Annotated in this window: 25 protein-coding genes and 1 pseudogene; 17 read left to right on the forward strand and 9 right to left on the reverse strand. The window is 35.8% G+C overall.

The window, feature by feature from the left end:
- Positions 1-837: 837 nt before the first annotated feature.
- Together QUF91_RS08255 and QUF91_RS08260 are read left to right on the forward strand one after the other, a co-directional pair.
- The gene (locus QUF91_RS08255) at positions 838-2049 is read left to right on the forward strand and encodes an MFS transporter (RefSeq protein WP_289417468.1); all 1212 of its coding nucleotides are present in this window, start codon (positions 838-840) and stop codon (positions 2047-2049) included.
- A 416-nt stretch (positions 2050-2465) separates the two neighbouring features.
- Positions 2466-2774, forward strand: a complete 309-nt coding sequence (locus QUF91_RS08260) for a hypothetical protein (RefSeq protein WP_289417470.1) — start codon at positions 2466-2468, stop codon at positions 2772-2774.
- 1 nt (position 2775) lies between these two features.
- Here the strand turns inward: QUF91_RS08260 and QUF91_RS08265 are convergent, their stop codons facing one another.
- Complete coding sequence (locus QUF91_RS08265) at positions 2776-3687, reverse strand: LysR family transcriptional regulator (protein ID WP_289417472.1); 912 nt, start codon at positions 3685-3687, stop codon at positions 2776-2778.
- 137 nt (positions 3688-3824) lie between these two features.
- Here QUF91_RS08265 and QUF91_RS28285 point away from each other — a divergent pair, with 137 nt between their 5' ends.
- The 8 genes and pseudogenes from QUF91_RS28285 to QUF91_RS08305 all read left to right on the forward strand — a co-directional run bounded on the left by QUF91_RS28285 (position 3825) and on the right by QUF91_RS08305 (position 12457).
- Complete coding sequence (locus tag QUF91_RS28285; RefSeq protein WP_289417474.1) at positions 3825-4790, forward strand: ABC transporter ATP-binding protein; 966 nt, start codon at positions 3825-3827, stop codon at positions 4788-4790.
- The gene (locus tag QUF91_RS08275) at positions 4787-5812 is read left to right on the forward strand and encodes an ABC transporter substrate-binding protein (RefSeq protein WP_289417475.1); all 1026 of its coding nucleotides are present in this window, start codon (positions 4787-4789) and stop codon (positions 5810-5812) included. The genes QUF91_RS28285 and QUF91_RS08275 overlap by 4 nt, the downstream gene beginning before the upstream one ends.
- 61 nt (positions 5813-5873) lie before the next feature.
- Positions 5874-7536: pseudogene (locus tag QUF91_RS08280) on the forward strand (ABC transporter permease).
- Positions 7529-8617: an MBL fold metallo-hydrolase gene (locus QUF91_RS08285; protein ID WP_285394708.1), complete on the forward strand. Its 1089-nt coding sequence runs from the start codon at positions 7529-7531 to the stop codon at positions 8615-8617. Before QUF91_RS08280 ends, QUF91_RS08285 begins: the two are co-directional and overlap by 8 nt.
- Complete coding sequence (locus tag QUF91_RS08290; protein ID WP_289417478.1) at positions 8614-9411, forward strand: CYTH domain-containing protein; 798 nt, start codon at positions 8614-8616, stop codon at positions 9409-9411. The genes QUF91_RS08285 and QUF91_RS08290 overlap by 4 nt, the downstream gene beginning before the upstream one ends.
- Before the next feature lie 206 nt (positions 9412-9617).
- Complete coding sequence (locus QUF91_RS08295) at positions 9618-10943, forward strand: M48 family metallopeptidase (protein ID WP_289420034.1); 1326 nt, start codon at positions 9618-9620, stop codon at positions 10941-10943.
- 107 nt (positions 10944-11050) lie between these two features.
- Entirely contained in the window at positions 11051-11866 is an 816-nt protein-coding gene (locus QUF91_RS08300) for a YitT family protein (RefSeq protein ID WP_285394706.1), read from the forward strand.
- Positions 11867-12091: 225 nt separating this feature from the next.
- Entirely contained in the window at positions 12092-12457 is a 366-nt protein-coding gene (locus QUF91_RS08305) for an MmcQ/YjbR family DNA-binding protein (protein WP_289417481.1), read from the forward strand.
- Positions 12458-12641: 184 nt separating this feature from the next.
- Here the strand turns inward: QUF91_RS08305 and QUF91_RS08310 are convergent, their stop codons facing one another.
- Complete coding sequence (locus tag QUF91_RS08310) at positions 12642-13523, reverse strand: DMT family transporter (protein ID WP_289417483.1); 882 nt, start codon at positions 13521-13523, stop codon at positions 12642-12644.
- Between the two features lie 114 nt (positions 13524-13637).
- Between QUF91_RS08310 and QUF91_RS08315 the strand changes: the two genes are divergently transcribed.
- The gene (locus tag QUF91_RS08315) at positions 13638-14249 is read left to right on the forward strand and encodes a helix-turn-helix domain-containing protein (RefSeq protein WP_285394702.1); all 612 of its coding nucleotides are present in this window, start codon (positions 13638-13640) and stop codon (positions 14247-14249) included.
- A gap of 405 nt (positions 14250-14654) precedes the next feature.
- Here QUF91_RS08315 and QUF91_RS08320 read toward each other — a convergent pair whose 3' ends face one another.
- The 6 genes from QUF91_RS08320 to QUF91_RS08345 form a co-directional block, all read right to left on the reverse strand.
- Complete coding sequence (locus QUF91_RS08320; RefSeq protein WP_289417485.1) at positions 14655-14996, reverse strand: GIY-YIG nuclease family protein; 342 nt, start codon at positions 14994-14996, stop codon at positions 14655-14657.
- 16 nt (positions 14997-15012) lie between these two features.
- Positions 15013-15768 carry a DUF2087 domain-containing protein gene (locus QUF91_RS08325; protein WP_289417487.1) on the reverse strand — a complete coding sequence of 252 codons (756 nt, stop codon included), beginning with the start codon at positions 15766-15768 and terminating at the stop codon, positions 15013-15015.
- Positions 15769-15892: 124 nt separating this feature from the next.
- The gene (locus QUF91_RS08330) at positions 15893-16768 is read right to left on the reverse strand and encodes an ABC transporter permease (RefSeq protein ID WP_289417489.1); all 876 of its coding nucleotides are present in this window, start codon (positions 16766-16768) and stop codon (positions 15893-15895) included.
- Positions 16768-17688, reverse strand: coding sequence for an ABC transporter ATP-binding protein (locus tag QUF91_RS08335; RefSeq protein ID WP_289417491.1), 921 nt, complete (start codon positions 17686-17688; stop codon positions 16768-16770). Before QUF91_RS08335 ends, QUF91_RS08330 begins: the two co-directional genes overlap by 1 nt.
- 5 nt (positions 17689-17693) lie before the next feature.
- Positions 17694-18098, reverse strand: coding sequence for a DUF3021 domain-containing protein (locus QUF91_RS08340; RefSeq protein WP_289417493.1), 405 nt, complete (start codon positions 18096-18098; stop codon positions 17694-17696).
- Between the two features lies 1 nt (position 18099).
- Positions 18100-18549 (reverse strand): LytTR family DNA-binding domain-containing protein, encoded by a 450-nt coding sequence (locus tag QUF91_RS08345; protein ID WP_285396073.1) that lies wholly within the window; start codon positions 18547-18549, stop codon positions 18100-18102.
- 223 nt (positions 18550-18772) lie between these two features.
- Between QUF91_RS08345 and QUF91_RS08350 the strand changes: the two genes are divergently transcribed.
- The 5 genes from QUF91_RS08350 to QUF91_RS08370 all read left to right on the forward strand — a co-directional run bounded on the left by QUF91_RS08350 (position 18773) and on the right by QUF91_RS08370 (position 24268).
- Complete coding sequence (locus QUF91_RS08350) at positions 18773-19801, forward strand: AbrB family transcriptional regulator (protein WP_289417495.1); 1029 nt, start codon at positions 18773-18775, stop codon at positions 19799-19801.
- A gap of 434 nt (positions 19802-20235) precedes the next feature.
- Positions 20236-20376, forward strand: a complete 141-nt coding sequence (locus QUF91_RS08355; RefSeq protein ID WP_285396076.1) for an RAxF-45 family protein — start codon at positions 20236-20238, stop codon at positions 20374-20376.
- 103 nt (positions 20377-20479) lie between these two features.
- Entirely contained in the window at positions 20480-22279 is a 1800-nt protein-coding gene (abc-f, locus tag QUF91_RS08360) for a ribosomal protection-like ABC-F family protein (RefSeq protein WP_289417497.1), read from the forward strand.
- Positions 22272-23063, forward strand: coding sequence for a GNAT family N-acetyltransferase (locus QUF91_RS08365; RefSeq protein WP_285396078.1), 792 nt, complete (start codon positions 22272-22274; stop codon positions 23061-23063). The genes abc-f and QUF91_RS08365 overlap by 8 nt, the downstream gene beginning before the upstream one ends.
- A gap of 473 nt (positions 23064-23536) precedes the next feature.
- Entirely contained in the window at positions 23537-24268 is a 732-nt protein-coding gene (locus QUF91_RS08370; protein ID WP_289417500.1) for a hypothetical protein, read from the forward strand.
- A gap of 522 nt (positions 24269-24790) precedes the next feature.
- On the opposite strand, the gene QUF91_RS08375 is transcribed toward QUF91_RS08370, so the two are convergent.
- A complete protein-coding gene (locus tag QUF91_RS08375) occupies positions 24791-24952 on the reverse strand; it encodes a hypothetical protein (protein ID WP_289417501.1) in 162 nt (53 codons plus the stop codon).
- 291 nt (positions 24953-25243) lie between these two features.
- Here QUF91_RS08375 and QUF91_RS08380 point away from each other — a divergent pair, with 291 nt between their 5' ends.
- The gene (locus QUF91_RS08380; RefSeq protein ID WP_289417502.1) at positions 25244-25837 is read left to right on the forward strand and encodes a hypothetical protein; all 594 of its coding nucleotides are present in this window, start codon (positions 25244-25246) and stop codon (positions 25835-25837) included.
- Positions 25838-26524: the final 687 nt, after the last annotated feature.

Raw genomic sequence — 26524 nt, forward strand, 5'->3', positions numbered from 1 at the left:
GTAGCGGAAATCAGCCTTTTAAAATGTATAAAAATGGTTAATCAACACACCTGAACCTTTATAAAATTTGAATAATTGGTAGCCAAGGATTCGAAATGATAGAGTTTTAAGGCTAGATTTTGTATATAATATTGCATACTATGATACTTGTTTCTTTTTTAATTTTCTAATTTGCAAAAGGGTTGAACCAATTGTTAAACTTACTAAACCAATTGTACACTTAACATTAAAGTTTATAAAAGGTAATATATCACTAGAAAGACTACTTCCAAAAACCCTGATAAAAGAAATACAGCAGCTATTAAATAAAATAGGTATCCTACTAAGATTAAAACCAACTTTCTAGCACAACCTCTCTCTTTATATTTTATTATTTCAATTTACAGTCGTTGTATTTTCCATAGTCATCTTCTCAGGCACATACATTACCTCAATCAAAAAACCGACAAATTTTAGTTCTACAACAAAACATATAATTAATTTGCCGTATTGTAAAGAATCCTCAAGAAAATGGGCACAATCTTTAGATTCACCTTATCCCCCCTAGGGTAAGTCTTTTTTGTGGCAATCAATAATTTTGACAAATTAAAGAAGTTGATAAATCGAATCGAAACTATCTTCTGAGAGGTATATATAAATCACTTGAGTATTTTTGATACAGTAACTCTAACCGTGTTTTTAATATATCCTACAACTGTATACATTGCTTTTTAAATAATCCGATAATTTCGACTATGCTTCTAGGAATATTTAATCTAAAATAATTTTTCCAGATAGAAAGCCTAAAAGAAGGATTAAATAGATTTGTAAGTTTCTGTAATGAAAGGATGTTAGAGATTGAAAATCCTGTATAAGGACATTTTAGATGAGAAAAATTTTACTTTTTTGTTGTTAGGGAGGCTTTTTAAAAGAAGTTCTTTAATATTATTTAGTTTGGAGCTCATTTGGCTAACGATGGAATTGACGAGTAGCTCACCACTCTATTTATCTTTAATGGTAATGGCTGAAACTTTGCCCTTTATATTTTTAGGAATTTATGGTGGAGTAAAAGCTGATAAATGGAACAAAAAGAAAATCATGGTCATTTGTGATCTTCTCATAGCAATCTTAATTCTTAGTATTCCAGTTATGTTCTTTTTAGGTTTTCTAAATTATTTCATATTGATGTGTATTGCAGTGTTAATAAGTATTTTAAATTGTTTTTCAGAACCAAGTTTTCGAGCTCTGTTACCAGAATTAGTTACAAATAATAAATTACAAAGAAGTAATGCTCTCTTGGATTCAATTCAACGTGGTGCTAGTATTATTATTCCTGCCTCAGTAGGGATAGTTGTTAAAGTTACCGATCAAATTCATATTTTAACTCTCGCATTCATTTTAATAAGTATTTCTGGTGTATTTCATATGCTAATTAACTATAAAGTTACTCATTTGAATACTAATGATAGCGAACAAGGAACAATAGCCGAAATAAAATTGACTTTAGCTTATTTAAAATCACATAGAAATATTCTCTTTATTATATTTGTTCAAGGTATAAGTATACTGATAAATACAGGATTGTGGCGTGTGGGATTACCTATTTATCTTGATACTAATTTAGGAAAAGATATTTCAACTTTTGGAATTATTACAGGCATACTTGGTGCTGCAGCATTCTCTACTTCTATTATTCTTGGTACACTGAAAAAACTTAATCCAATAGTAATTTTTAAAATAGGAATCATCCTATGGGGGAGTGGATTATTATTAATTGGTCTATCACCATCTATTTTTGTTATCTATATAGCAACAATAATTATTGGAATAGGTCAGGCAAGTGAAGGACTTGGAAGGATTATAATAATCCAAGAGCAAGTTCCCGGCAATATGTTAGGTAAAGTGTTCAGTATATCATCATCTATTAATTATACAAGTGACACATTATCGTTAGGGGTTATTAGTAGTATTTTGGCTATTTTCACTACATCCAGTGTCTTTTTGGGCGGAGGAGGAATTATTTTAATCATTGGTTTAATGGGATTTATGTTCTTTAAGAAAGAGAAATGAAATAACAGGCGTGTTGATTAGGAAAAAATAGGTTTATATAGAGCGATAAAAGGATTTTTTGATGCTATTTTTGCTAATATATATCCGTTTCAACTGATTGTAGCGTAGGGCTACTCAAGTGCTCCTGTCGCTTTGCTTTCGCCGCAGAACAAAGCTGCTTCCTACGGGAAAGTGAATAGCAAGTAGCGGAAATCAGAACCTTCAAATTTTATTAGGCTAGAAAAAATGGTTAATCGACACACCTGATGAAATACTAAAAAAGAAAATTTGAGTGAAGGAATTATACTTCCTATTAGGTAGACAGATGAAAAAATAAAATCTGTTTATTTTAGGCTCATCACCAAAAGTTGTGGATGAAATTTGTTAAGACGTATGCATTGTATATAAGTTGACCTTCGTTCCGACTGGGCGACTCCTTGGGGATCAGCGTAACAGATGAGGCCCTGCAGCGAAGCGAAGCGGCTCATCGGACGCCCCCAGGAAGCTTTGCTCTGTGCGAAAGCGAAGCGTCAGCAACAACAAATGTTTTATCTGTGCGAAAGCGTAGCGTCAGCGACAAATGTTTTATCTGTGCGAAAGCGAAGCGACAGCAACAAATGTTTTCTGTAGCGAAAGCAAAGCGTCAGCTACAAAGCGCCCAGTCGGAACGGAAATCAACCACACGTTTTGGCGATGAGCCTTATTTTATGGGGATTTGTAATATTCAACAGTTGGATGACTATTGAATTATGTCATATGAGGATACATTTTTAATTGTTTTGCTAAATCATAAATTGCTGTTTTTACAAATGAATCCATTTGGCTTTCTAGACGAGATTTAGAGTAAATAAGTTGAATCTTTCTATTAAGTGTCATATCGTGTAAGTCCTTTTTGATCAAAAGGCCTGATTTTAACTCGTCTTCAATTAGGGCAACTGACAAAAAGGCAATTGTTTTTCCGAAAGTCAGCATCTTCTTAATAGTACTAACAGAATCTAGCTCGATCGTATAAATGGATGGATGAAATGGGTCCATCCATTTTTCTATAAAATGATTCGTTGAACTAGAGGATGTATGCAATAATACTTTGTTTTTTAGGACGTCTCCTTTTGAGATGTCCTTTTTTGCTGCAAGCTCATGGGTAGGGCTTAATGCCAATACAAGTTCGTCTTCACCAATTGTTTCGTAGACAAGGGACGAATTTTCTTGTTTTGTTTCCATAATTAGCCCGAAATCTAATTCTTGAAGAGCTACCTTTTGTTCAATTTCGGGTGCTGTTTTTACTTCAAGAGATATACGAATGTCAGGGTAAGCTGTTGAAACGAGATGAATAATATCCGGCATAAAAATATGTGCAGGTAGCCCGCTTGCTCCAAGTCGAATAGAGCCGATATTGCCTGCTAAAAGATTTTCAAAAAAGCGGTTCATGTCTTTTTGTAGCTGTACAATTTGGCGAGCGTAATGATAGAGTCCTTCTCCCGCTTCTGTTAAACGGTATCCACCTGCATTTGTCCGAAATAAACGGATGCCATATTCCTCTTCAATTGAGCGAATATGAAAGGATACTGTCGGTGCTGTTAGACCAAGCTCTTTGGCAACAGGAGCTAATTTTTTTAATTCTACAAGTAGGCAAAATGCCTGTAATTTCATATTATTCATTTTATCCTCCTAAAGTAAATTAGAAAAAATCTTGCATTTGCTTTAGTTTATTAGATTTTTTTTAACGAGTTATTAATAGTGTATTAATATTTTCTAAATATCTGGAATTTATAGTTGTAATTAACAGGGAGGATATTATGAAAATCTCATTAACGAATATCGAGAAAAAATATGGACAGGCTCAAGCGCTATGGCCCATCAATATTGAGTTGGATAGCAAATTCATTACAATCTTAGGACAATCAGGCTGTGGAAAGACAACGTTATTAAAAATATTAGCAGGTCTTGAACAACCGACAAATGGAGAAATTCGTTTTGATGAAACAATTATTTATTCATCCAAACTCCGTAAAAATGTAAAACCAAATAAGCGAAATATGACAATGGTTTTTCAAGATTTTGCATTATGGCCTCATATGACTATTTTCCAAAACATTGCTTTTGGCTTGAAGGGAATTGTTCCAAAGTCAGAAATTCCGGCACGAGTAGAGCATGTTATGCGATTGGTGAAAATGGAAGGATTTGAAAAACGTAAGCCGGGTGAGTTATCTGGAGGACAGCAGCAACGGGTAGCGCTTGCGAGGGCACTTGCGACAAATCCAAAGCTTATTTTGTTTGATGAACCTTTATCGGCGCTCGATGCAGTACTAAGAGAAAAAATGCAAGATGAAATCATGCATATTATTCATGAGTTAGATTGCCAGGCAATTTTTGTCACACATGATCAAACAGAGGCTATGGCAATGTCAGATCAAATTATCGTGATGGAGGCAGGAAGAATTGCACAAGTAGGAACGCCAGAAGAAATATATCACGCCCCAGCAACACCGTATGTAGCAGATTTTATCGGCAAAGTGAACTGGTTTGATAAAGGTAATTATATTGTGCGACCTGAAGGAGTTTCCAGAGTAGCACGCCCAGGAACAATTGCGAAACAAGCGATGATTGTGAAAAGTACCTTTGTTGGTGATCGATATTTAGTACAGGCACAGGTAGATGGGAAGCATTGGAGTTTTTACGAGGCAGAGCCTATAGAACATGGTAAGCAGCTTGAGGTTTTTATTGATGAAAAACAAATATATCAATTGGAGGGTTTACATTGAAAAAACGAAGTATAAAACTATTTGCTACAGCTGGGATTCTTTTAACATTAGCGTTAGCGGGCTGTGGAAATAAAACAGTAGAGAGCGATAAAGAATCAAGTGTAAAGCCGAAAGAAGAACAAACTTTAACGGTATATTCTGCTGGTCCAGATGGTTTAGCAGCGAATATTCAACAAGCATTTGAAGAGAAAACAGGAATAAAAGTAGAGATGTTCCAAGGGACAACAGGTAAAATATTATCGCGTTTAGAAGCAGAGAAAAATAACCCTGTAGCAGACGTTGTCGTACTAGCCTCTGTCGCTTCAATGGATGGCTTAAAGGAAACAGATCAGCTTCAAAGCTATAAAGACGCTGCAAATGCAAAGAAAATCAATAGCGATTGGTCAGATGCAGAAGGTTATTACTATGGTTATAGTGCTTCAGCTTTAGGAATTGCTTATAATACAAAAAATACACAACAGGCTCCGGAAGAATGGACAGATTTAGGAAAAGCCGAATGGGAAAATAAAATTAATATACCAGATCCAAGTATGTCAGGCTCTGCTGTAGATTTCCTATACGGATATACAGAAGCGGAAAAAACAGCTTGGACTACGATGGAGAAGTGGAAAGAAAATGGTTTACAGGTGAATGGTGCTAATAAGGAAGCGTTAGATGCTGTTATTACTGGTGATAAAAATGCCACAATTTCAGGGGTAGATTACATGGCCTATAAAGCAAAAGCTGATGGAGAGCCAGTAGAAATTGTTTATCCAAAAAGCGGGACAGTTGTCAGTCCACGAGCTGTTGGTATTTTGAAGGATGCAAAAAATGAAGAAAGTGCAAAAGCGTACGTTGATTTTTTACTGTCAGATGAAGGGCAAAAGCTTGTCGCAGACGCTTACTTACTACCAGGCAACAAAGATATACCTGTAAAGGATCGAGCAGCTTTGGATGAAATTCCTCAGCTAAACGTGAACTGGGAGGGTGCAGAAGCGAAGCAACTTGAAGTATTAACTAAATTCAATGATATTTTTCGTTAAGTAGTTTTGGGAGGTTTTTTTAGCCTCCTTTAAGTTTTTCTAGGGGAGGATTGAACTATCAATGATTATGGAAGGCAGACGAACTTTTGGATTTTTACTGACACTTGTCATCACGTTTGCTATCGCACCGTTAATTGCCATTGTGTTCTATACATTTATGAAAGAAGGGCAATTAGATGTTTCACAAATTAATAGAATGTTTGCCAATGAGAGAGTGTGGCAAACGCTTGGAAACTCTATCCTATTAGGAGTTTTAGTTATTATAGGGACAACAATTATAGCATTCCCCATGGCGTTAATAAGAACGAAAACAAGCTTGTATAAATATAATTGGCTAGATATTGTTCTAACGATTCCGTTTATGACTCCACCGTATATTGGCTCGATGGGCTGGATATTGTTTATGCAAAATAATGGATTTCTCCAACAGCTATTTCCAAGTGCTGCTTGGATGACTGAAGCGTTCTTCTCTTTATCTGGAATGGTCATGATTATGAGCCTGCATCTTTTTCCTTTTTTATATTTAATGCTAAAAAATACGTTATTAAGAATCAATGGCTCCTTTCTTGATGCTGCACTCATTTTTGGACGAAGCCCTTGGAGAAATTGGATGAAGATAGTTTTGCCTTTATTGGTTTCTAGCTACGTTCTAGGAAGTTTGCTAATTTTCATCAAAACATTAGCTGAATTTGGAACACCTGCAACATTTGGTAGTCGAATTGGTTTTCAAGTATTTACGACTGAAATCCACTCTTACCTATCTAGATGGCCAGTAGACATAAGTATGGCGACCACGCTGTCATTTATTTTTACTGTCAGTTTGTCTCGTCATCTGGTATTTTCAAAATCTTATTGGACGCAAATATACATATAGCGTGCTTTCTGGAAAAACACCAGCTATTCGTGAAATCAAAGATAAGTGGTATGTCAAGCTCGGTTCATGGCTTTTTGTGGGGATCATCATTTTGCTATCAATCGGTATTCCTTATTTTTCGATTATCGTGACATCTTTGCAGAAAGTTAGGGGAGATGGTTTGCAAGCAGGGAATTTTAGTTTTGCCTCCTACCAGGAAGTGTTTACAAGTGGAAGTGCTGGATTGTCAGCATTTTTAAATAGTGTTGTTTTCTCCATAATCACAGCTGTCGTTACGGCGATTATTGGTTTGTTCATTGCCTTATACATTAAAAAAGGAGAAACGAAAAAGCAGCAAGTATTAGATTTCTTTAGTTTAATGCCTAACATTATTCCTGGAATTGTTTTTGTTGTTGGGTTAATTATGTTTTGGAATGCACCGTGGCTACCAGCGACCATTTATAATACGAAGACAATGGTTGTGGTCACGTATTGTGTACTTTTTTTACCGTATTCTGTGCAATATATAAAGTCCTCTTTATCACAATTAGATTCTTCGATATTCCAATCAGCAGCTATTTTTGGGAGAAGTAGTTGGGTTGTTTATCGACAAATCATCATGCCATTATTAATGAAGGGAATTCTAGCTGGGATGACGATGACGTTTATTATTTCAATGCGTGAGCTTGTCGCTGGATTACTTATTTTGCCCCCTTCAGTAGAGACTGGCGCAACATTTATTTACAGTCAATTTGAGCAAGGAAATGTCGGGGAAGGAATGGCTGTAGCAGTAATAACAGTCATCATGACCGTTATTTTCATGTTGCTGTTTGCCTGGCTACAAAAAAGGGGAGGGCATGCGGATGCTTAATATAGAGATTTTAGGTGGGGTCGGTGAGTATGGCCGTAACTGCTTTTTCATTGAAAATAATGGACATGCTATTTTACTCGATTGCGGAGTGATGAATAATCGACAGAAATCTCCTCCGAATTTAACACAAGCTCATGTGGCAAAGCTTGATGCAGTGTTTATTTCCCATTCACATATAGATCATGTAGGTGCTCTTCCTTTGCTTGAGACATTGGGATACAGAGGGCCGATCATTATGAGTAAAATGACTGCGCAGCAATTAAAACAGCCATGCCAACATACAAGAACCTTTCAACCAGAATCTATTGGAAAGTGGTTAGTTGTTAGTAACTGTCTTGCCTTTCAATGGGGCTACAGTGGACATTTAATAGGAAGTGTTTGGTATAAAATCCGGTTTTTTGAGGAGGTGATTTTTTACTCTGGCGACTATGTGGTGGATTCCTTTTTGTTGAAAGCAGAGCTGCCGATAGAGGACTGGACTGTATATGATGTAGCTATTATTGATAGCGGTCATGTGGAGAAGCGCATCAATAATTTAGAAGTATTGCAGCAAGTGTCAGAATTTATTCATGCAAATCCAAGCTGCCCAATTATTTTCCCGTCTTCTTTTTCAGGAAAAACAGCAGATGTTGCTATCTATCTTTTTCAGCATACGACAAGGGCGATACGTATTGATCATGAATTGTTGTCTTTATTTGATAATTATTATGAGGCACCTGAAAATTTATTGTCTACCAATACAATGTTGCAACCGTTTAAACTAGAATGTTTGGCAAAGATAACAGAAAGTGAAAACACCATTTATTTTATGCCTGAGCGTGATGAAGCGAAATTAGTGGAGCTACTTCATAAAAACCCAACAGCTATAGTGATCTTTACGGGATATTGGCATAAAGGCAACTATAGAATTCAATTATCCAAAAATCAACATAAGGAATTTTTTTATAAAACGCATCCAGATTATCATGATATCATCGCACTTTCTAAGAAAATAAATGCACATAAAACTATCTATTTTCACAGTTCATTAACGAATAGGGAAACGACTTTCTTGCAATTACTAAAGGAGGAGATCATATGAAGAAATTTTTCGTAACTTTTTGTTTAATAGGCATTGTACTTGTTAGCGCTATTAGCTTTGATTCCACACAAGCGAAAGCAGCAATTGAGCCAGAGCATGAAATTAAATTCAATATTAAATCTGAACTTTTTGCTGAATCAGATATTTTAAATGTTTTTCAAGCTACAAAAAAAGATGAGGTAAAGGTTTATTTCTTTGATACTCCAAATAAAGATTTTTTAAATGAGGATTATATCCACCGTTTGCGTGTCTACAATGGGAGCAATAAAATGGATATTACCTATAAAAAGAGATTTTTAAATACACCTTTAGATGAAGCGATCGCAATAACAGAAAGTCATGGTTTTACGGGAGCAGAGTCCAACTATAAATTTGAAATGGATATTAAGGGTGGTAATCGGACATTCACGATAAGTCGTAAGGAATCATTAAAGACTACATCTAAAGTTTCCTATGATACAGTCGATGCAAACGCTGCGAAAAAATTAATTTTAGACAATGTTCCGAAGAAAATTTTAAATTGGCATTCTGAAGCATGGTATCAAAATACATTATCTCTAGCTGTAGTTTATGGTCCTGCAAAGGCAACAACATATAAAGGAAGCTTTGCGGGCTATGAGGCAGATATTGAAGTTTGGCAATATCAAGGCGAGACGATGGTAGAGCTATCAACGAAAGAGGAAGATGCATTAAAGGCTGCTGTTATAGAAAAAGAATGGCATGATCAATTAGAATCTGCAGGTTATTTAAGCGTTGATCAACGTGGAAAAACGGCATTTGTAATGGGTATGTAATTTAAATTAATTCGCGACACTTCTAGGAATAGCGAGCAAGCTGTGGTGCTTGTCACTCGTTTGAAGAAGTGGAGCGAATTTTTTTCTTTTTGGTGTGAAGTAGAATTGAAGGTAAATAAAAACAAAGAAAAATTTGTTCTAACTTTTTCAATTTAGCTTACACTTACTATAGGACGAACTTTGTGTTGAACAGAGGAGGAAATAACATAGCGAAAAAGATGGGACTTGTCGCGCTACTTTTATTCGGTGTTTATGTGCTTTGTATGTATTGGTATATATTCCATAGCGACGGTGGTACAATACCACGAGCGTTGCAAGGAACAGCTGCAGATCCAGTGATGTTTATGTCTGAAAAAGAACTATATTTAAGTGGTGAATATTCTAAAATACGGAACTTCCTTTTCTTTGTTGCTACACCTTTGGAATGGTTAATTTATTTTATGATATTAATTATGGGTGTATCACGTTATTTCGAAAAGGTAGCGACGTCACAAACTAAATGGAAGCTGCTACAAAATGCAAGTTACTTATTCTTATTATCACTTTTATTATATGTTGTACTATTTCCACTCGATTATTATCGTTACAATTTAAGCAAAATTTATGGCATTAGTACACAAGGATTTTCGTCGTGGATGCGAGATGGCCTTATCGATTTTTGGGTTAACTTTGGCATGAGCTTTATTATTGTGTCTGTCATTTATTGGCTCATCAAAAAGAGTGCCAAAAGATGGTGGCTATATGCTTGGTTCTTAACGATTCCATTTACAATATTTGTGATGTTCATTCAACCTGTTGTTATTGATCCTTTATACAATGATTTTTATCCGTTAAAAAATAAGGAGCTAGAGGCGAAAATCTTGTCTATTGCTGCACAGGCAAATATACCAGCAGAGCATGTATATGAAGTCAATATGGCAGAAAAAACAAATGCCTTAAATGCCTATGTAACGGGTATTGGCAGTAATTCGAGAATTGTCCTATGGGATACAACCTTAAATCGTTTAACAGATAATGAAATATTATTTATTATGGCACATGAAATGGGACATTACGTTGAGAAGCATATTTATTTTGGTATTGCAGGGTACCTTTTGTTGTCATTGCTAGGATTATGGCTAACAGCAAAATGTATGAGGTGGTTGGTTAGACGTTACGGACAGGTATTAAAAATTAAAAAAATCAGTGATATAAGTTCTTACCCATTATTTTTACTGATAACATCTGTTTTATTATTTGCTTCAAGTCCTCTGTCCAATTATATTTCAAGGTATCAAGAAACGAGAGCCGATCAATATGCGATTTCACTTACAGGTGATCGAGAGTCGGCAGTTACTGCATTCCAGAAGCTGACGATATCTGGTTTAAGTGAGGTAAATCCAAAGTTACTTGTAAAATGGTTCCGTTATACACATCCACCAATGCTTGATCGTATTAATAAGGTAGCGGAGAAAGAAGGAGAGAAAAAAGAGGAGCCTTTAAAAGAAGTGCCGATAAAAGAGGAGCAGAAAAAAGAACATCAGAAAAAATAATAACGAAGTCTTTAATAGAAAAAGTGCAATACTAGGTTTTGTGAACAAATAGGTTGGGTATTATAAAATCAAAACTCATTTTTCGTTTCAATGTTAGGGGAATTGTTATGCGTAATATTGTCGTTATTACACTTTCATCGGTATTAATCGCCTTTGCTTACAATTTTTTGTTAATTCCACATGAGATTTTAAGTGGTGGTTTAAGTGGGATTGCCATTATGCTAGGGATTATCACACCAGTGAATACAGGGATTTTAAATTTACTTTTGAATTTACCATTGCTTATTATAGGGGTCATGAAGCTAGGGAAGCGGTTCATTGGATACACTATACTTTCGGTCGTCGTCCTATCAGTAAGCTTGTATATTATTCCTGTTTATAAAGCTACACAAGAACCGATTCTTGCCTCTTTATTTGGCGGAGTTATTGTAGGATTGGGGACGGGTATAATTTTTCGTGCATCGGGTTCCTCTGGAGGTTTTGATATTATAGCGATGCTACTAAGTCGCAAACGGGATTTTCCGCTCGGTACATTAATCTCCGTAATGAATGGGATTGTTGTAACTATTTCCGGATTCGTTTTTAGCTGGGACGCTGCATTACTAACACTCGTATCGATTTATGCTACAGGGAAGGTTGTTGACACCATTCATACGAGTCATATTAAATTGACGCTAATGATTATTACGAGCAAGGGCGAGGAAGTGAGGCAGCTGCTACTATCTAAGCTTTATAGAGGTGTCACTATTGTGGATGCGAAGGGTGCTTATTCAGGCGAAGGACGTAAAGTTTTAATAACCGTCATTACGCGCTATCAGCTTGCCGAAGTTAAAAGCATGATAAAGGAAGCGGATGAAAAAGCCTTTGTTAATATATTACAAACAGTAGAAGTCATTGGCATGTTTGATAGAGGCTTAAAGTAGGCGATATCGGGGGAGAAATGCCCCCGATATAACGCTTGAGCAAATATCGTGTTGCTGCCGCTACGCTTTCGCACAGAAAACATTTTGTTGCTGCCGCTACGCTTTCGAAAACGCCTATCAGAGGGAAATCAATCTAAAAATAAATAGTTATTCCCTTCTACACACGTTATTGGTTATAATAAATATAATCGAACGTGTGTTTTTATATTGTTGGAGGGGATTAATATGGACAAAGAAACAATTCATGCGTATTGCTTAAAGCTTCATGGTACAACACATGATTACAAAGTAGAATGGGCAGCGGATCGCTATCATATTGGGGGAAAAATGTATGGGATGATGGGCGGTGATGCAACTGGAAGACCGGTACTTACATTGAAATGTGAACCTAATCGAGCTGAGGAGTTAAGAGAAGCTTATGAAGGTATTATTCCAGGTTATTATATGAATAAAACACATTGGAATTCAATCTATATGGATCTAGATGATGTGCCGATCGATTTAGTTGAAAATCTAATCAAACATTCTTATGAGCTAGTTTTCGGAAAGCTAACAAAAAAAGCTCAGCAAGAGATTAATTTAAAAATTTAAAAAGATAGATAAATTAAAAGACATTACTTATTAGTCATATAAAATATGTAATGTCCTTTCTTATTCAACTAGCGCGCCTTTTAGTTGAACAAGGAAGTTATTTTAAAAGATATTCTTCTAATAATGCTCTTAAATCAAATCTATTCTTGTATTCTAATTATTTTCGTATATATTTTTCTATTATTTATTTGTTATTTCTTTGCTGTAGTAAAAATATTGCTAGACCAATTAAGATGAGTGCGATTCCTATACCTTGTTGTAAAGAAATGACCTCATCCAAAATGAAATAAGCGAGTATGCAAGTTCCAAACGTCTCTCCTAATATGCTCATTGAAATAACTGAGGTACTTAGCCATTTCAACAACCAATTAAAAATCGTTTGCCCTAATATCGTTGCAATAAATGCTAATCCAATAAAGGACAACCAGGTTTGTGTGGAATAATTAACGAAAGAAATTTGCTGGCTGAAAACAAAAATACTTAAAAATAGTGCACTACTGGTATAACCGATGATTGAATAAGGGATAAGAGATAGCTTTTTACGAATATACTGGCCAATGAAGAAGTAGGCCGTAATAACACCTGCTGCAATAAAAGCAAGTATATCGCCAAATAATGCCTGTCCACTAATTTGAAAATCTTGCCATCCAATGACAATACTTCCGGTAATCGCTACGAGACAGCCCATTATAGCACCTTTACTGAAGCGCTCTTTGAATAGAAAATAACCGCCAACCATTGAAAAAAGTGGCTGTAATGTGACGATGACAGTCGAACTTGCTACTGATGTGTAATTTAATGATTCAAACCACAATAAATAATGTGCTGCCAGAAATAAACCTGAGAGTAATCCAAGTCCCCATTGTTTTTTTGACAACGAACCTAATTCTTTACGGTTCCTTTTATTTACTAATAAAAATGGCAAAAGCATGACTGCTGCAAAAAGCATCCGATAAAATGCTGTAATTGTCGCAGGTGCATCTGCTAATTTCACAAAAATTGCTGAAGTAGACAATGCAATTACGCCCAAAAATAAGGTAGTGTAAGAAATAAGCGGTGATTTCAATACTGTTCCCCCTTGATGTTTGTTTACTATAATAAAATTAATATATTATAATGTACAAATGTAAGTATAAAATATTTATGTTATTGAAAAAAGCATTATTTCTCTATGTTTAGTATGTCAGCACAAAAGGCATCAAACATACATTATTTTAAAGGGGTATTTGCTATGAAAAATCATCGCTTAGGACAAACAGTATTAAACTATCGTAAGAAAAATGGTATGACAATTCGTGAGTTTGCTGAATATGCAGGAATTAGTACATCACTTATTAGCCAAATTGAAAGAGGACAAGGGAATCCGTCGTTAAGTGTACTAGAGTTAATTGCACAAGCACTAAACGTGCCACTTTTTACTCTGTTTGTTAATGAAATTGATACAGATTCCCTCATTTCCAGAAAGCAAGATCGAAAGAAAGTATATCGTGAAAATAGTGACCATATTGTCTATGATGTATTAACACCAGACTTTATGAAGGCGCATATTGAACTCTTAATGATGGATTTGAATGCACATACTACTACTACAGAGAGTCATTACTCACATGACGATAAAGAAGAGATTGCTGTGGTTATGAAAGGTCAAGCATATGTTGAACTGGAAGGAACCGAATATTTTTTAGATGAAGGAGATGTCGTACGCATTCCACCGAATGTTAAACACCGATTTTTGAACAAGAGTGATGAAACTAATCATATTTTATTTGTATTAACCCCATCATTAGTTTAAATAGCTCCTCAAATGTAAATATATAAAGAGACAGGTGTGTTGATTAACCATTTTTATACATTCGAAGAGGCTGATTTCCGCTACGGGCTACTCGCTTTCCTGCGGGCGAGCGCCGAGCCGCTTCCTCCGCTTCGCTCCGTGCAGGGTCTCGTCTGTCTCGCTTTCCCGCGGGAGTCGAGTAGCCCTACGCTACAATCAGTTAAAATGGAAATATATCAGCAAAATAGTAACAAAAAAATCCATTTATCGCGCAATATTAAACCTATTTTTTCCTAATCAACACGCCTGATAAAGAGAGAGTGACTTTAACCCCACAAAGCAGTATACAATCGAAAATGAAAAAGGACTCTGCAATTTTCACCAGCTTTACTGCGGAGAAAGCAGATTCCTTTTTCATTTGTGTAACTAGTTATATCCACGTTCACCAAATGGCTGAAGCGTGTCGAGCCATTTTTGTTCTAGCTTTTCTAACTCTTTTTTTGGATCGAAATAGCCCTCTTCTTTTTTCTTCAAATATTCCACAACTTCAATATCAAAAGCATCATTGCCGAAAGTGTTGTAATCAGCTTGTAGCTCTTTGTTTGTATGTGTTTTCGTTTTTAACATAAATTGAAAGCCGTTTAGGCGTTTTAAATTATTGAAGCTGCCTACAAACACTTTACCATTTTGTTTATTGGTCATTGTAAAAACGCCAGCTTCGATTTTTATCTCTTTATACATTTCCTTTAATTCTTTTTTATGGTCCATTGGAAACCCTGCTTTCTTATTTTTTTACCCAGTAGGCACTGCCATCCTCTTTCCGGTCCATGAAGCCGTATTCGATTAAATAGCGACGTATTTGCACATAGTCCTCATACATTGGTTGGATCATCTCATTTAATTCTTTTTCTGAATACTGTTTTGTTTCATTGAAAATCTTGGTAATTGCACGGAGTATTACAATTTTATGCTTTTCACGTTTTGGAAAGCGGACTAGCTCCTTATCAATACCGTTTGGAAAGTACTTTTCAAGTAGCTGCTGTTCTTCAGAAATCGTAATATTATAGCGATCATCAACCATCGTAGCCGTTTTGTGAATTGGTACAAAGCTGTCTTCCTTTTGATTTTGTTCTTTTAATAACTCCATCATCGCAAGAAAAGTTTTCGCTTGACGTTCCTTTTCTTTAAGAGCAAAACGATGATGACGTATCGTTGTAGCACTACCAATTTCAAGTTCTTCTTTAACTTCTTGATCAGTTTTTCCTTCATAAAATAAACGTAAAATATGACTTTGATGATCAGTTAGTCCTGTCATTTTTTTATTAAGGCTATTTAAATAATGAAATACAGATTGGTGTGCAGCAGTAATATGACGCTGCATAAATTTTTCTGCCTCGTAGAGTACGCCTTCATATGGATAAATAATACCCTTTTCAATTTTTTCCCCGCAAAGCAAACAAGTGAAGTGTGTTGCTTCATCAATGTAGCCTTTTTTAATGTCATGGATTGGAGCTTGCCAAAATAATTCATTTACATCCATTGGATATCCTCCTGAAAAAACAAACGAATAATTATTTTGTTTGTTTATTTATATATAAAATAACAAATCGTTTGAATAAAATCAATAAAAAACACATCATTTAATAAACGATGTGCGAAAGTGTTTATTTATTTTTCTTTTTAAAAATAATGATAGATAAAATAGCTAGTACAATAATTGTGACGAAAATAATAATAATACTTGTTGATATACTTAGAATATTTCCATGAAGGTCATAGACAATACCATACATTATTTTATAGTCTTCCACCTGTGAGGCAGGCGCACCTTCGAAAACCTTGGAAATTGAGCTCTCCATAAAGGCATTACGTAATAGTAAAGTTGTATGGCTAATAGGGAAATACATAATAAGATTTTGAGCAAAGGTTGGGAGTGCACCAACCGGTACGTAAACTCCACATAAGAAACCGAGAGCCGTACCGACGATTGTACTGAGAGTTGAAAACGAATGTTGAGTGTTAGCGAGTAACACAAGAAAAAGATTAAAAACACTGGCCAGTAACACAGATAAAAATAATATTCCTACTACTTTTATTAAATCTCCAATGCTTAGTAGCTCACCGCCAGTTGTTGCGATAAAAATTTCACAGCCAATAAGGGCGATAAGGGAAAAGATACAGCCAATGATAAAGGCATTTAATACATAGCTAAATTGAATGGTTGCTCGAGAGATAGGGGCTGTGAGAAAATCAGCTTGCGCTTTAGATTCAAGATCCCTAACAGCAATGCCATACGCAGCAAGTGTAGAAGAAACAGCGGTCATAGAAAGTAAACCAGCGACAATCCATTCATTGACCATCGTTACTAAAGCTGGAGTAGCCTTTGTCACTTCTTCAATTGCATTTACTTGCATTTTTTGAAGAAATACTGCGTATAGGACAATGACAATAATGACAGAAAGCAGCGAGTAGAAGACTTGTGTTTTATCACGTCTGAAAACCTTGTTATTTCGTTTTACTAAGCTAAATAATGCCTCCATTAAGCTGCACCACCCTCGGCCATAATATGAAGAAAGACATCATCCATAGTACCTTTGATTACCTCAAACGAAGCAATAAGTGGCTCTGCTTTTTTTAATAGCGCTAAAGCATGAAGTGTGGATTCGACTCGGATGGAGAAAATACCTAACTTTTCTGTATAGGAGATAGCATTTTCCTCGAGCCACTTTATCCCTTCAGAATTATGATGAAAAACAAGTGCCATTGAATCGTAGGCGTGTTTTGTTTTAAGAGCATCTGGTGTCCCTTCAGCAACAATTTCTCCTTGCTTTAAAACGATGACTTGATGAGCGACTGCCGCTTCCTCCATATAATGCGTTGTCAAAAAAACCGTCATGTTTGTTTCTAGCTGTAGCTGCTTAATGGCTTGCCAAACGAATTGCCGCGTTTGTGGGTCAAGACCAGTTGTCGGTTCATCTAAAAACAATATATTTGGTCGATGGATCAGGGCGCGAGCGATATCAGCACGCCTTTTTTGACCACCTGATAAAGTGCCGTATTTGCGCTTTTCTATATCTTCTAAATACAAATATGTTGAAACGAATTGATAATTTTCGGCTAATTGTTTTTTCGATAAGCCATATGTTTTACCACGGTGAAGGATATTTTCCTGCACCGTTAATCGTTCATCTAGTAAACTTTGTTGGAATACGACACCAATGGATTTTCGAATTTCAGCATTGTCTTTGTTTTCATCAAGGGTATAGCCATTAATTGTAACCATACCGCTTGATTTTTTTAATAATGTACAGAGTATTTCAATGGTCGTTGATTTTCCCGCACCATTCGCACCTAAAAAGGCGAAGAGGGAGCCCTGCTTAACTGTAAATGAAATACCCTTTACGGCCTGATGAACCCCATACTGCTTACATAAATTTTCAACTTGTATAGCAAAGGTCATGTTGTTTATTCCTTTCTTTTTTGAATTTCTTGATTGATTTTTGCAATATCATTTTTTTGAAGTACATAAATAATGCACCAAGCGATAAAGAAAATAATAGCTTCACTTATAAAAATAGATGTAATGCCGGAATGTTCAAACCAATCCCCGAAATAGCCTGCAATCATCACACACAGCGTAACTGCAATTACATGTAGAATAAACTGGGCAATAAAAGGTAAACGCTCAATATCAAAGATGGTAGACAGCAGACCTATTACAGCTCCAAGTATAGCGGCGATGATAATTTGTTCAAGTAATTCCGGCCCTGACATCACAGTGTTATTAGATAGGACACTTAATGTTACTAAGACGTAGGAAGAGCTAAGTGATATGAGTAGTCCGATAATCATCATGCGAATAAATTTCATATTATGAGTCCCTCCCAATCCCTAAGTGGTGTTTTAGTTCTTTTAAATATTTCCGGCTAACATGGACGGATACATCGTTTTCTAAAATCAGTTCTGTTGAACCGATTTTCCCCATTTGAATAGAGGCAATTTTATTAATGTTGACGAGTGTTGATTTGCTGACTCTGACAAAATCCTTCGCTAATTGTGCTTCCAGCTCATACAGTTTACGCTTCGTCTCGAATTCCTGCTCTTCCGTCTGCAAAAAAACTTTTGCACCCTCTGCGTAAATGGAGTAAATATCGGAAATTTTTAGCATATGAATTTCCTGTTGAAAGTAGCCATCTAGCATCGTTGTTTGTGAAGCTTGTAGTTGCTTCATCAGTCGTTCAATTTGCTCGTTGTATTCCTTCGCATGTATATGAACCTCAGTTTCATCCAGCGAGCTATTGATCGTTATATGAATTTTCATTGGAGGCCTCCTTTGCTTCTCTCCGTTAGGGAGAAACACTGAATCAGGTAATAATAATGTAGCATAGAAAAATTTGGGTTGGAGAAATTCTTGGATAAGAGGTTAAATTTTATAAATAACAGGCTCAATTTTCACTATATATGACTTTGCTAAATGTGATGAAGTAGAAAAATAGGCAGGTTCAAGGCATAATGGAGTTATTGAGTCACGAGGGGTTGCTTCTATGTTTATTTTTGACAAGCACATGTTTATAACATTATGTATTGGTTTAACAGGTGCGATTTTATTTAATTTATTACATATTCCGATGCCGTGGTTGCTTGGTGCTATAACAGCAGTACTAATTATGCAGTTATCGACGGAAGTACAATTGAAATGGCATAGATATTTTCGTAATTTCGGTTTAATCGTTGCGGGGTATTCCATTGGTTTTGCGTTTACACCAGAAGCGGTGCAGGATATTAAACAATTTTTAGGAAGTATGATTGTATTAAACGTAATATTTATCGTACTGTTTTTTTGTGTTAGTTATGTAGTAGCAAAACGTGCGGATTTAGATTTTGCGACTGCGTTGACATGCTGTGTACCTGGTGGCATGTCACAGGTTGTTGCCTTTGCTGAGGAGCAAGGGGATATGGATATGGTCGTGATAACGTTCTTCCAAATATTACGGGTTCTTTTAATTGTCGGCTTTGTACCATTAATGGTGTCAGGCTCTGGGGGAACTGGTGTAGTTGTCAACGGAGCGTATTCATGGAGCCTAATAGGATTACTTGCTGTGTGTGGGGTAGCGGGGTGGCTGGCACAAAAGGTGAAAATACCAACAGGCTATATGCTTGGTCCGGTGTTTTTATTGATGGGCATTAATATAGCAGGAATGGATGTTCCGAAATTACCTTTGTCACTACTTCATATTGCGCAGCTGATGCTTGGAATTTACATTGGACTATTATTGAAAAAAGAGGATTTACACTTATCGAAGAAGCATGTGTTTTACGCATTTGTATCGGCGGGTGTCTTTATTGGCGCGGCATACGGCTTAACATTTATCATGAAGGGTTTGTACGGCCTTGATTTTAGGACAGGCTTTTTAAGCATCGTACCAGGCGGGCTCGATCAAATGGGGATTATCGCCGCTTCTGTTCATGCAAATGTGACAATCGTTACTGCATTTCAGTTATTCAGAGTGTTGGTCGTATCTATTTTCCTTGTACCGTTTGTTAAAATGTTTGTGAGAAAAGTGAAAACGTAAAGAGGCTGGTGACTTTACTAGCCTCTTTAAATTTTGATTAAAGAAAATTGGTAGAAGTGTGGCTCTGATAGAAAGAGCTTGTTTTTCGATAAAAGCCCAAATAGTTTCGATAAAATGAGATTTTGTTTCGATAAAAGCTCAAATAGTTTCGATAAAGAGCGATTTTGTTTCGATAAATTTTCAAAGTATTCCTATAAAACGAACGAAAGGAGCTTCTTCGTTCCTCTACATGCTCACTGCAGGATCTCATCTGTAATGCTAATCTCCAAGGAGTCGCCCAGCCGGAACGAAGATTAACTAATACATGGCATATGTTTGGTGATGAGCCAGAAATGTTTGGATATTCATAAAAACCTGAAAGTAAAAAAATATTTTCCAAATTCCCTGAATTATGGTATTATAAAGTTAACTATAATGAACGGAGGTGAAAAGGAATGAATAAAAACGCTACGAAAACATGTGTAAATATAGATACAGCTATGTATTTTGCATATGTAATTACTTTCGATTTTGCGAACAACGGGAGAGGTCTGTCCATTTTTAAGCAAAATCAAATATCAAACGTAGCGGATTAACCATTCTTTTTCACAAACTATTTAGGAAAAGACTGCTTGTTAATGGAGCAGTCTTTTTTGTGTCTATAGATGTTTTTCGCACGTTTCATTGGAGGAAAAAACGATGCAAATTAAAGCTGAACAACTACAAAAAATTATTGGTGGAAGCGTATTATTTGAAGGGCTTCAATTAGAAGTAAATACAGGAGAACATGTTGCTATTGTCGGTGTCAATGGCAGTGGGAAAACGACTTTATTACAGTTATTAGCTGGTTTGGATACACCGGATAAGGGACGTATTATAAAAAGTAAGGAAGCGACGGTTGGCTACCTTCATCAAATTCCGAACTATCCTATGTTATCCGTAAAGGAAGTGCTGGAGGAAGCATTTGCGGAAATCTATGCATTAAAGGAAAAAATGACAAAGCTTGAGCAGGAAATGCAGTTAGCGGTAACAGATAGGATACTGCAGCAATATGGTCTTGTGCAGGAACAGTTTATGCTACAGGGCGGCTATGAAATGGATGCGCAATTAGCGATGATTGCAAACGGTCTAGGTATTACGCCATTGCTTGAACAACCTTTTAGTAGCTTAAGTGGTGGGGAGAAAACGAAGGTTATGCTTGGGCAAATCCTTTTGAGTAATCCTTCTATTTTGCTATTAGATGAACCTACGAATCATTTAGATATGCAGGCAATTGAATGGCTAGAAAATTATGTGCGAAACTTTGCAGGAATCGTTATTGTCGTATCACATGATCGCCATTTTATGAATCAAATGGCTCAAAAAATAATTGAAATTGAAGATGGAGAGGCATTTACGTATATTGGCAATTACGATGCATTTGTTGAGCAAAAAGAGGCTAAGGTTGAACAGCAATTTGCTCAATATGAAGAACAGCAAAAGAAAATAAAAAAAATGCAGGAAACAATTAAACGCTTAAAGCAATGGGCAAATGAAGCGAATCCGCCAAATGCTGCCTTACATCGACGTGCTAAAAGTATGGAAAAAGCACTAGCCCGTATAGAGCGTGTGAAGAAGCCTGTAACGAAAAAGAAAATGAATTTAGCTTTAACGATGGCTGAGCGAAGTGGCAAAGAAGTTGTTCAAATGAAGGGGATTAGCCATGCATTTGAGAAACCGCTATTTAAGGAAAGTGATTTAGCGGTTTACTTCGGAGAACGACTGGCGATTGTTGGTGACAACGGTAGTGGGAAATCAACATTATTAAAAATGGTGTTAGGTGAAGTTGAACCTCATAAAGGTATCTGTCATGTCGGCAGTAGCGTGAAAATTGGCTACCTTTCACAGCAATTTGAGCATAAAAATCCTGCCATTCGTTTAATAGATGCCTTCCGTGAGAGCGTCTCTGTGTCAGAGGCAGAGGCACGTCATATTCTTGCTCAGTTTTTATTTTATGGCTATGACGTCTTCAAAAAAGTAAAGGATTTAAGTGGCGGCGAAAAGATGCGTTTACGTCTAGCGCAGTTAATGCATGAGGATATTAATTTATTAATGCTGGATGAGCCAACCAACCATTTAGATATTGAAGCGAGAGAGGTATTAGAGGATACACTGGAGTCCTTTGAAGGAACCATTATTGGCGTCTCACATGATCGTTATTTCTTACAAAAGATTTTTACAAAAGTTGCATGGATTGAGCATCAAACGATTCAAGCATTCGAAGGCGATTATGAATGGGCAAGGCAAAAACGTTTAGAAATAGTTAAAGAACCAGTAATAAAGGAAGTACATGAAAAGACCTATGCTGCTAAAAAAGAGTTACCGATTGAAGAGCAAATTGAAAAGCTCGAAATGAAATTAAAGGAGCCAACACTTGCTAAGGAGCAGCGTCAAAAGTTTGAACAGCAGCTAGAGGATTTATATGAAAAATGGATTGAGGGAGGAACAGAGCATGCATAAAATTGAGCACATCATGCAGCTAGATATTGATTATATTAAAAGTTTTAGTAAGATGGAAACATGGAATGAAGGAGTATTATTTTATAATAAGGAAATGCCAACCTATTACGACGCCAATCATGCACACATTTGGAGGAAAGTTGTCGAGCCAAATATATTTTTAAAGAACATAAAAGACTACTATCAGTCAAAATCTCTCATCCCAAGATTGTATTTATACAACGTGGAGGAAAATCAGTCATGCATAGAGGCATTAGAGATTCATGGCTTTCAATATGAAAGTTTTACAGATGATGTACAGTGTTGGAATGGTGAATACTCGCAACTATCACAAAATCCAGCCATACAAATTGAACGTGTAACAGCTGCCAATATGGAGGAAGCATTAGCCGTAGAAATGAGTATTTCTACATTTGGAGAGCCTGCATTAATCAAACAAGCTTTTGAGAAAACCTATCATTCTCCGCATTTTACGTATTATTTATTAAGAGTGGATGGCAAAGCTTGCTGTACTGCCAATATTTTTATCTCAGGGAATCAAGGAAGAATTGAGAGTGTAGCGACGATTGAAAGTTACCGAGGACGAGGATTGATCGGATATATTTTACAGCATATTCAACAAGAGTCAGTAAAGCAAGGCTTAGAATATCTGTGGATTTTGCCTATCAATGAACAGGTTGCAAAAGTCTATGACAAGGCAAACTTCAAATCGGTAGGCAAAATAAAATCAATTCATGCCTTTACTGAGGGAAAAAGTATTAACGAGATACGACAAGATTCATAATTAAGATAAAAAATTTCGCCATACTCCTGTGGAACCGTGATCCAAGGTAGATTATTCCACAGGAAAAGAGCGAAATTTTTTTACTCTGAATTAAAGTTAGATAGGGAGATTAACTGCCCGTAAAAGCCTATTTGGTGAAGCCTAATAATCAATGGGGGATGAAGAAAACCCTCACTGATTTATCATAACAACGTCGAATTCTGCATCCATTTTAAATGGATACTTTTTAGTGGGATTGATTCAGTCCTGAAATATGTTTCAAACATAGTACGAACATAGCTTGTGACAAGGTAAAGTGGTAAAATTTCTATTATAATAAATGGAGCAATTTTGGATTGAATTGACTATTCGGAATTTTGAGTTATTGTTCAAAAGAAGGATTTTCAATCTTTAAAAGTTTTTTACTTGAAAAAATGGCGTATTCGATTTATTGTCTTTAGAGATACTTGTTTAATGGACTTGGAGGATATGAAATGCACGGAATTTATATACGCTATAATGTCTCAGAAGAAACCCCAGCAGCACAATGGCCCAAAAAAATGGATGCATTTGCGTATGTTCAACGAGGAAAACCACAACAAGACAATGACTTGCTGTCGAAGGAAGAGATAAAAAGCCACGCAATTCGCTATATTAAAAGCTTAAAAGACAATGCAAGTGAACATTTAGTAGAACAACGCAATGGTGAAATTGAGCACTTTGATCGACGCTTTATGGAGTCCTTAAAGCTTAAGGAAAACATTGATTCGCAGCTTATTAATCTAGAAGAAATTCGTTTACTATTACAGTTAATGAATGTACTGAATTTATCGCATGGTTTCGGTGAAAATGCTGGAAAGCTACTACGTCAAATTACCCCATATGCAAAAGAGGTAGAGCACCCAACATTCCAAACAACTCGTGTAGAGCGACATTTTTACTCAGAATTAATTGAACAAATTGAAGCAGTATATGCACGAATTATGCGTCAACACAACCCATCAACAACAGAAATGCAGCATTCAGAAAAGCTATGGACAGCAGTTTGTGAGCAAGCGATTGAAAAGGTAGAATCACGAATTGAACGTTTGTCTTCTATCAAATTAAAGCATGAGAAAAATTTGTTAGAGTTTAGTCAATTAAAACAGCAAAATATCGAGGCAAAGGAACGTCTAGATCTTGCTGTTAATGAACTTGATGCTATTTTAAATGTATTAGAATCATAAAGGCTTTGTTAATACTTATATAATGCGGTTTGAGCGGGGTTAGCTACGAGCTAGCCCCGCTTTTAGCCCATTTTCCAATAGCACGGTCAATTATATGTCGATAATTTTATCTTCGATTTTCTTTCAATACATACCCGTATGTTGTATGGATTATTTCGGGAGTATACCTCAATCGTTCGGCAATGGCTTTCACAGGAATATCATTATTCATCAAAATTGTAGCGTGTGTGCGCTGTAATCCATGTATAGTGGTACTAGCACCCAACAGCTGTTATTTTCTACTACTTGAATTTTTGATACTATTTCTTTTTTGTTTCTCCAACTTCTTCTGTAGAATTTAATCTTTCCATTAACATAATTAATACATTTATCCATAAAACTAATCGGATCAGGTTTATTAGGTGTCTAAAAATTTGACTAAATCTGCTTGCGGTGTTTGCAAATCGAGAGTTGAGAAACCCAATGGTGGAATACAAAAAGCATGAGATAACAAATAAATTTTGGATTTTTTATCTCACGATTTTATATTTGTGACAAAGTGATTTTCTTTATAAATATAGATTCGCCATACTCAAAATTAAAAGGTTTTTTCTCTAATTCATCTATGCCCCAACCTTTCTCTTCACGTTCTTTTATACTTTGCCTAAAAGGTTTTTCATATCCCGCTTTCGTCATTAAATCCATAAAAGGAATTTCAAGAATTTTGGAGAGTTTTTGTATAACTTCAGGTGTAGATATCTTTCTGCCACATTCAATGGGGTGTGGCTTTTATTATGTATAAAAAGATGATGGAAAAGTGTTGTAACAGTTGAACAGATAAGGTGAATATTGTTATATCGGTAGTCTTCTTTATTGATTTAGACCTAGACCTAGACCTAGACATTACATATTTTAAACTAAATGGGCATTTTGCATAGGTCTATTAATCAAGGATACATATAGATAACAAGACCATACTATTAGGAGGCTAAAAGAATGAATAAAGATCTTCTACTTACGTTAATGAATAGGGTTATAAGAGTGGATCGGGGAGGACCTGAATCACGTATAGGAAAGTTATTGGCTGCTGAAGACGATCATTTTGTATTATTAACTGAAAAAGATGGGATTGTTTATTACAAAACACAACACATTAAAAGCATTACTCTTAACTCAAGAGATGGGATGGAATTTAATGTTGAAGATCCAGCGGCAGATTCGTACTTACTTGCACCTGATTTTAAAACAGTAGTAGGTAGCCTACGACATCATTGGGTTAAAGTGAATCGTGGTGGTCCAGAAATGTTAGAAGGAATAATGGATGAAGTTTCGGAAGATTATATTACTATTTTCTCTAAAGAAGAAATTATTCGTCTAGCAATGTATCATGTTCGAAATATTAGTTTAGGAACAACTAGTGAAAAAGCAGCTGAAGGAAAGAAAGATCAAGGAAAAAATAATGAAAATAAAAATAGTGAAGTAAATGATAGTGATGAAAGCTCTAATAATAAGACAGAAAACAATAATAAACAAAAAAATGAAAAAGCGGTGAATGATAGAGGGAGAAATGTGAGAAATCGAAGAAGGTAAGGTATTGATTTATAATAAATTTATGAAAACATAAGGTAGCTAAAATGAATGTGGATAGTTCAATTACGAAATGATTCGATGCACGAATTGTCATAGGAACATCCTTTTAGGCTAAATGACGGAATCATTTCGTATTTCTGTAAGCGCTCGCCAAAAGATTCACTTGTATATATTGAGAACCTAAATCCGTGTGTACAATTAGTTCTGGTGCTGGATTTTGCGCTGCTACTGTGCTATCGATTGTTTCTAAATCAGTTCACTCGCCATTTTACGATCGAATTTATACACTACAAATTTCTTTGTATGACAATCTAAAACCTACGTCAAATAACCTTCAACAGCACTTAACTCCCTAGTTCCTTCAATTGGAGAAAGGAATTTAATCCATTTATAAATTATGACTTCCGACACACCATATTGGTTACTAATTGATTGACCTGTGTACCAGAGCGATAAAGCTCGAATACTGTTTGTTTCAATTCTTTATTTTACTTATTTAGACTTATTGTCGGACACGTCCTCTCTTATGCTCAATTGAATTAACCGAGATATGTATGTCCATTCATCTATAATACATCCATACAATAGTATTTTTTATAAATGCGTAACACTTTATTAAGTGATTTGAAGCTGAACTAATATGAATAATTAGTTCGGCTTTTATTTATGACTTAAGTGAATTTAGGG

It is taken from the genome of Lysinibacillus sp. G4S2 (assembly GCF_030348505.1).
In the GTDB taxonomy this organism is placed as follows: Bacteria; Bacillota; Bacilli; order Bacillales_A; family Planococcaceae; genus Lysinibacillus.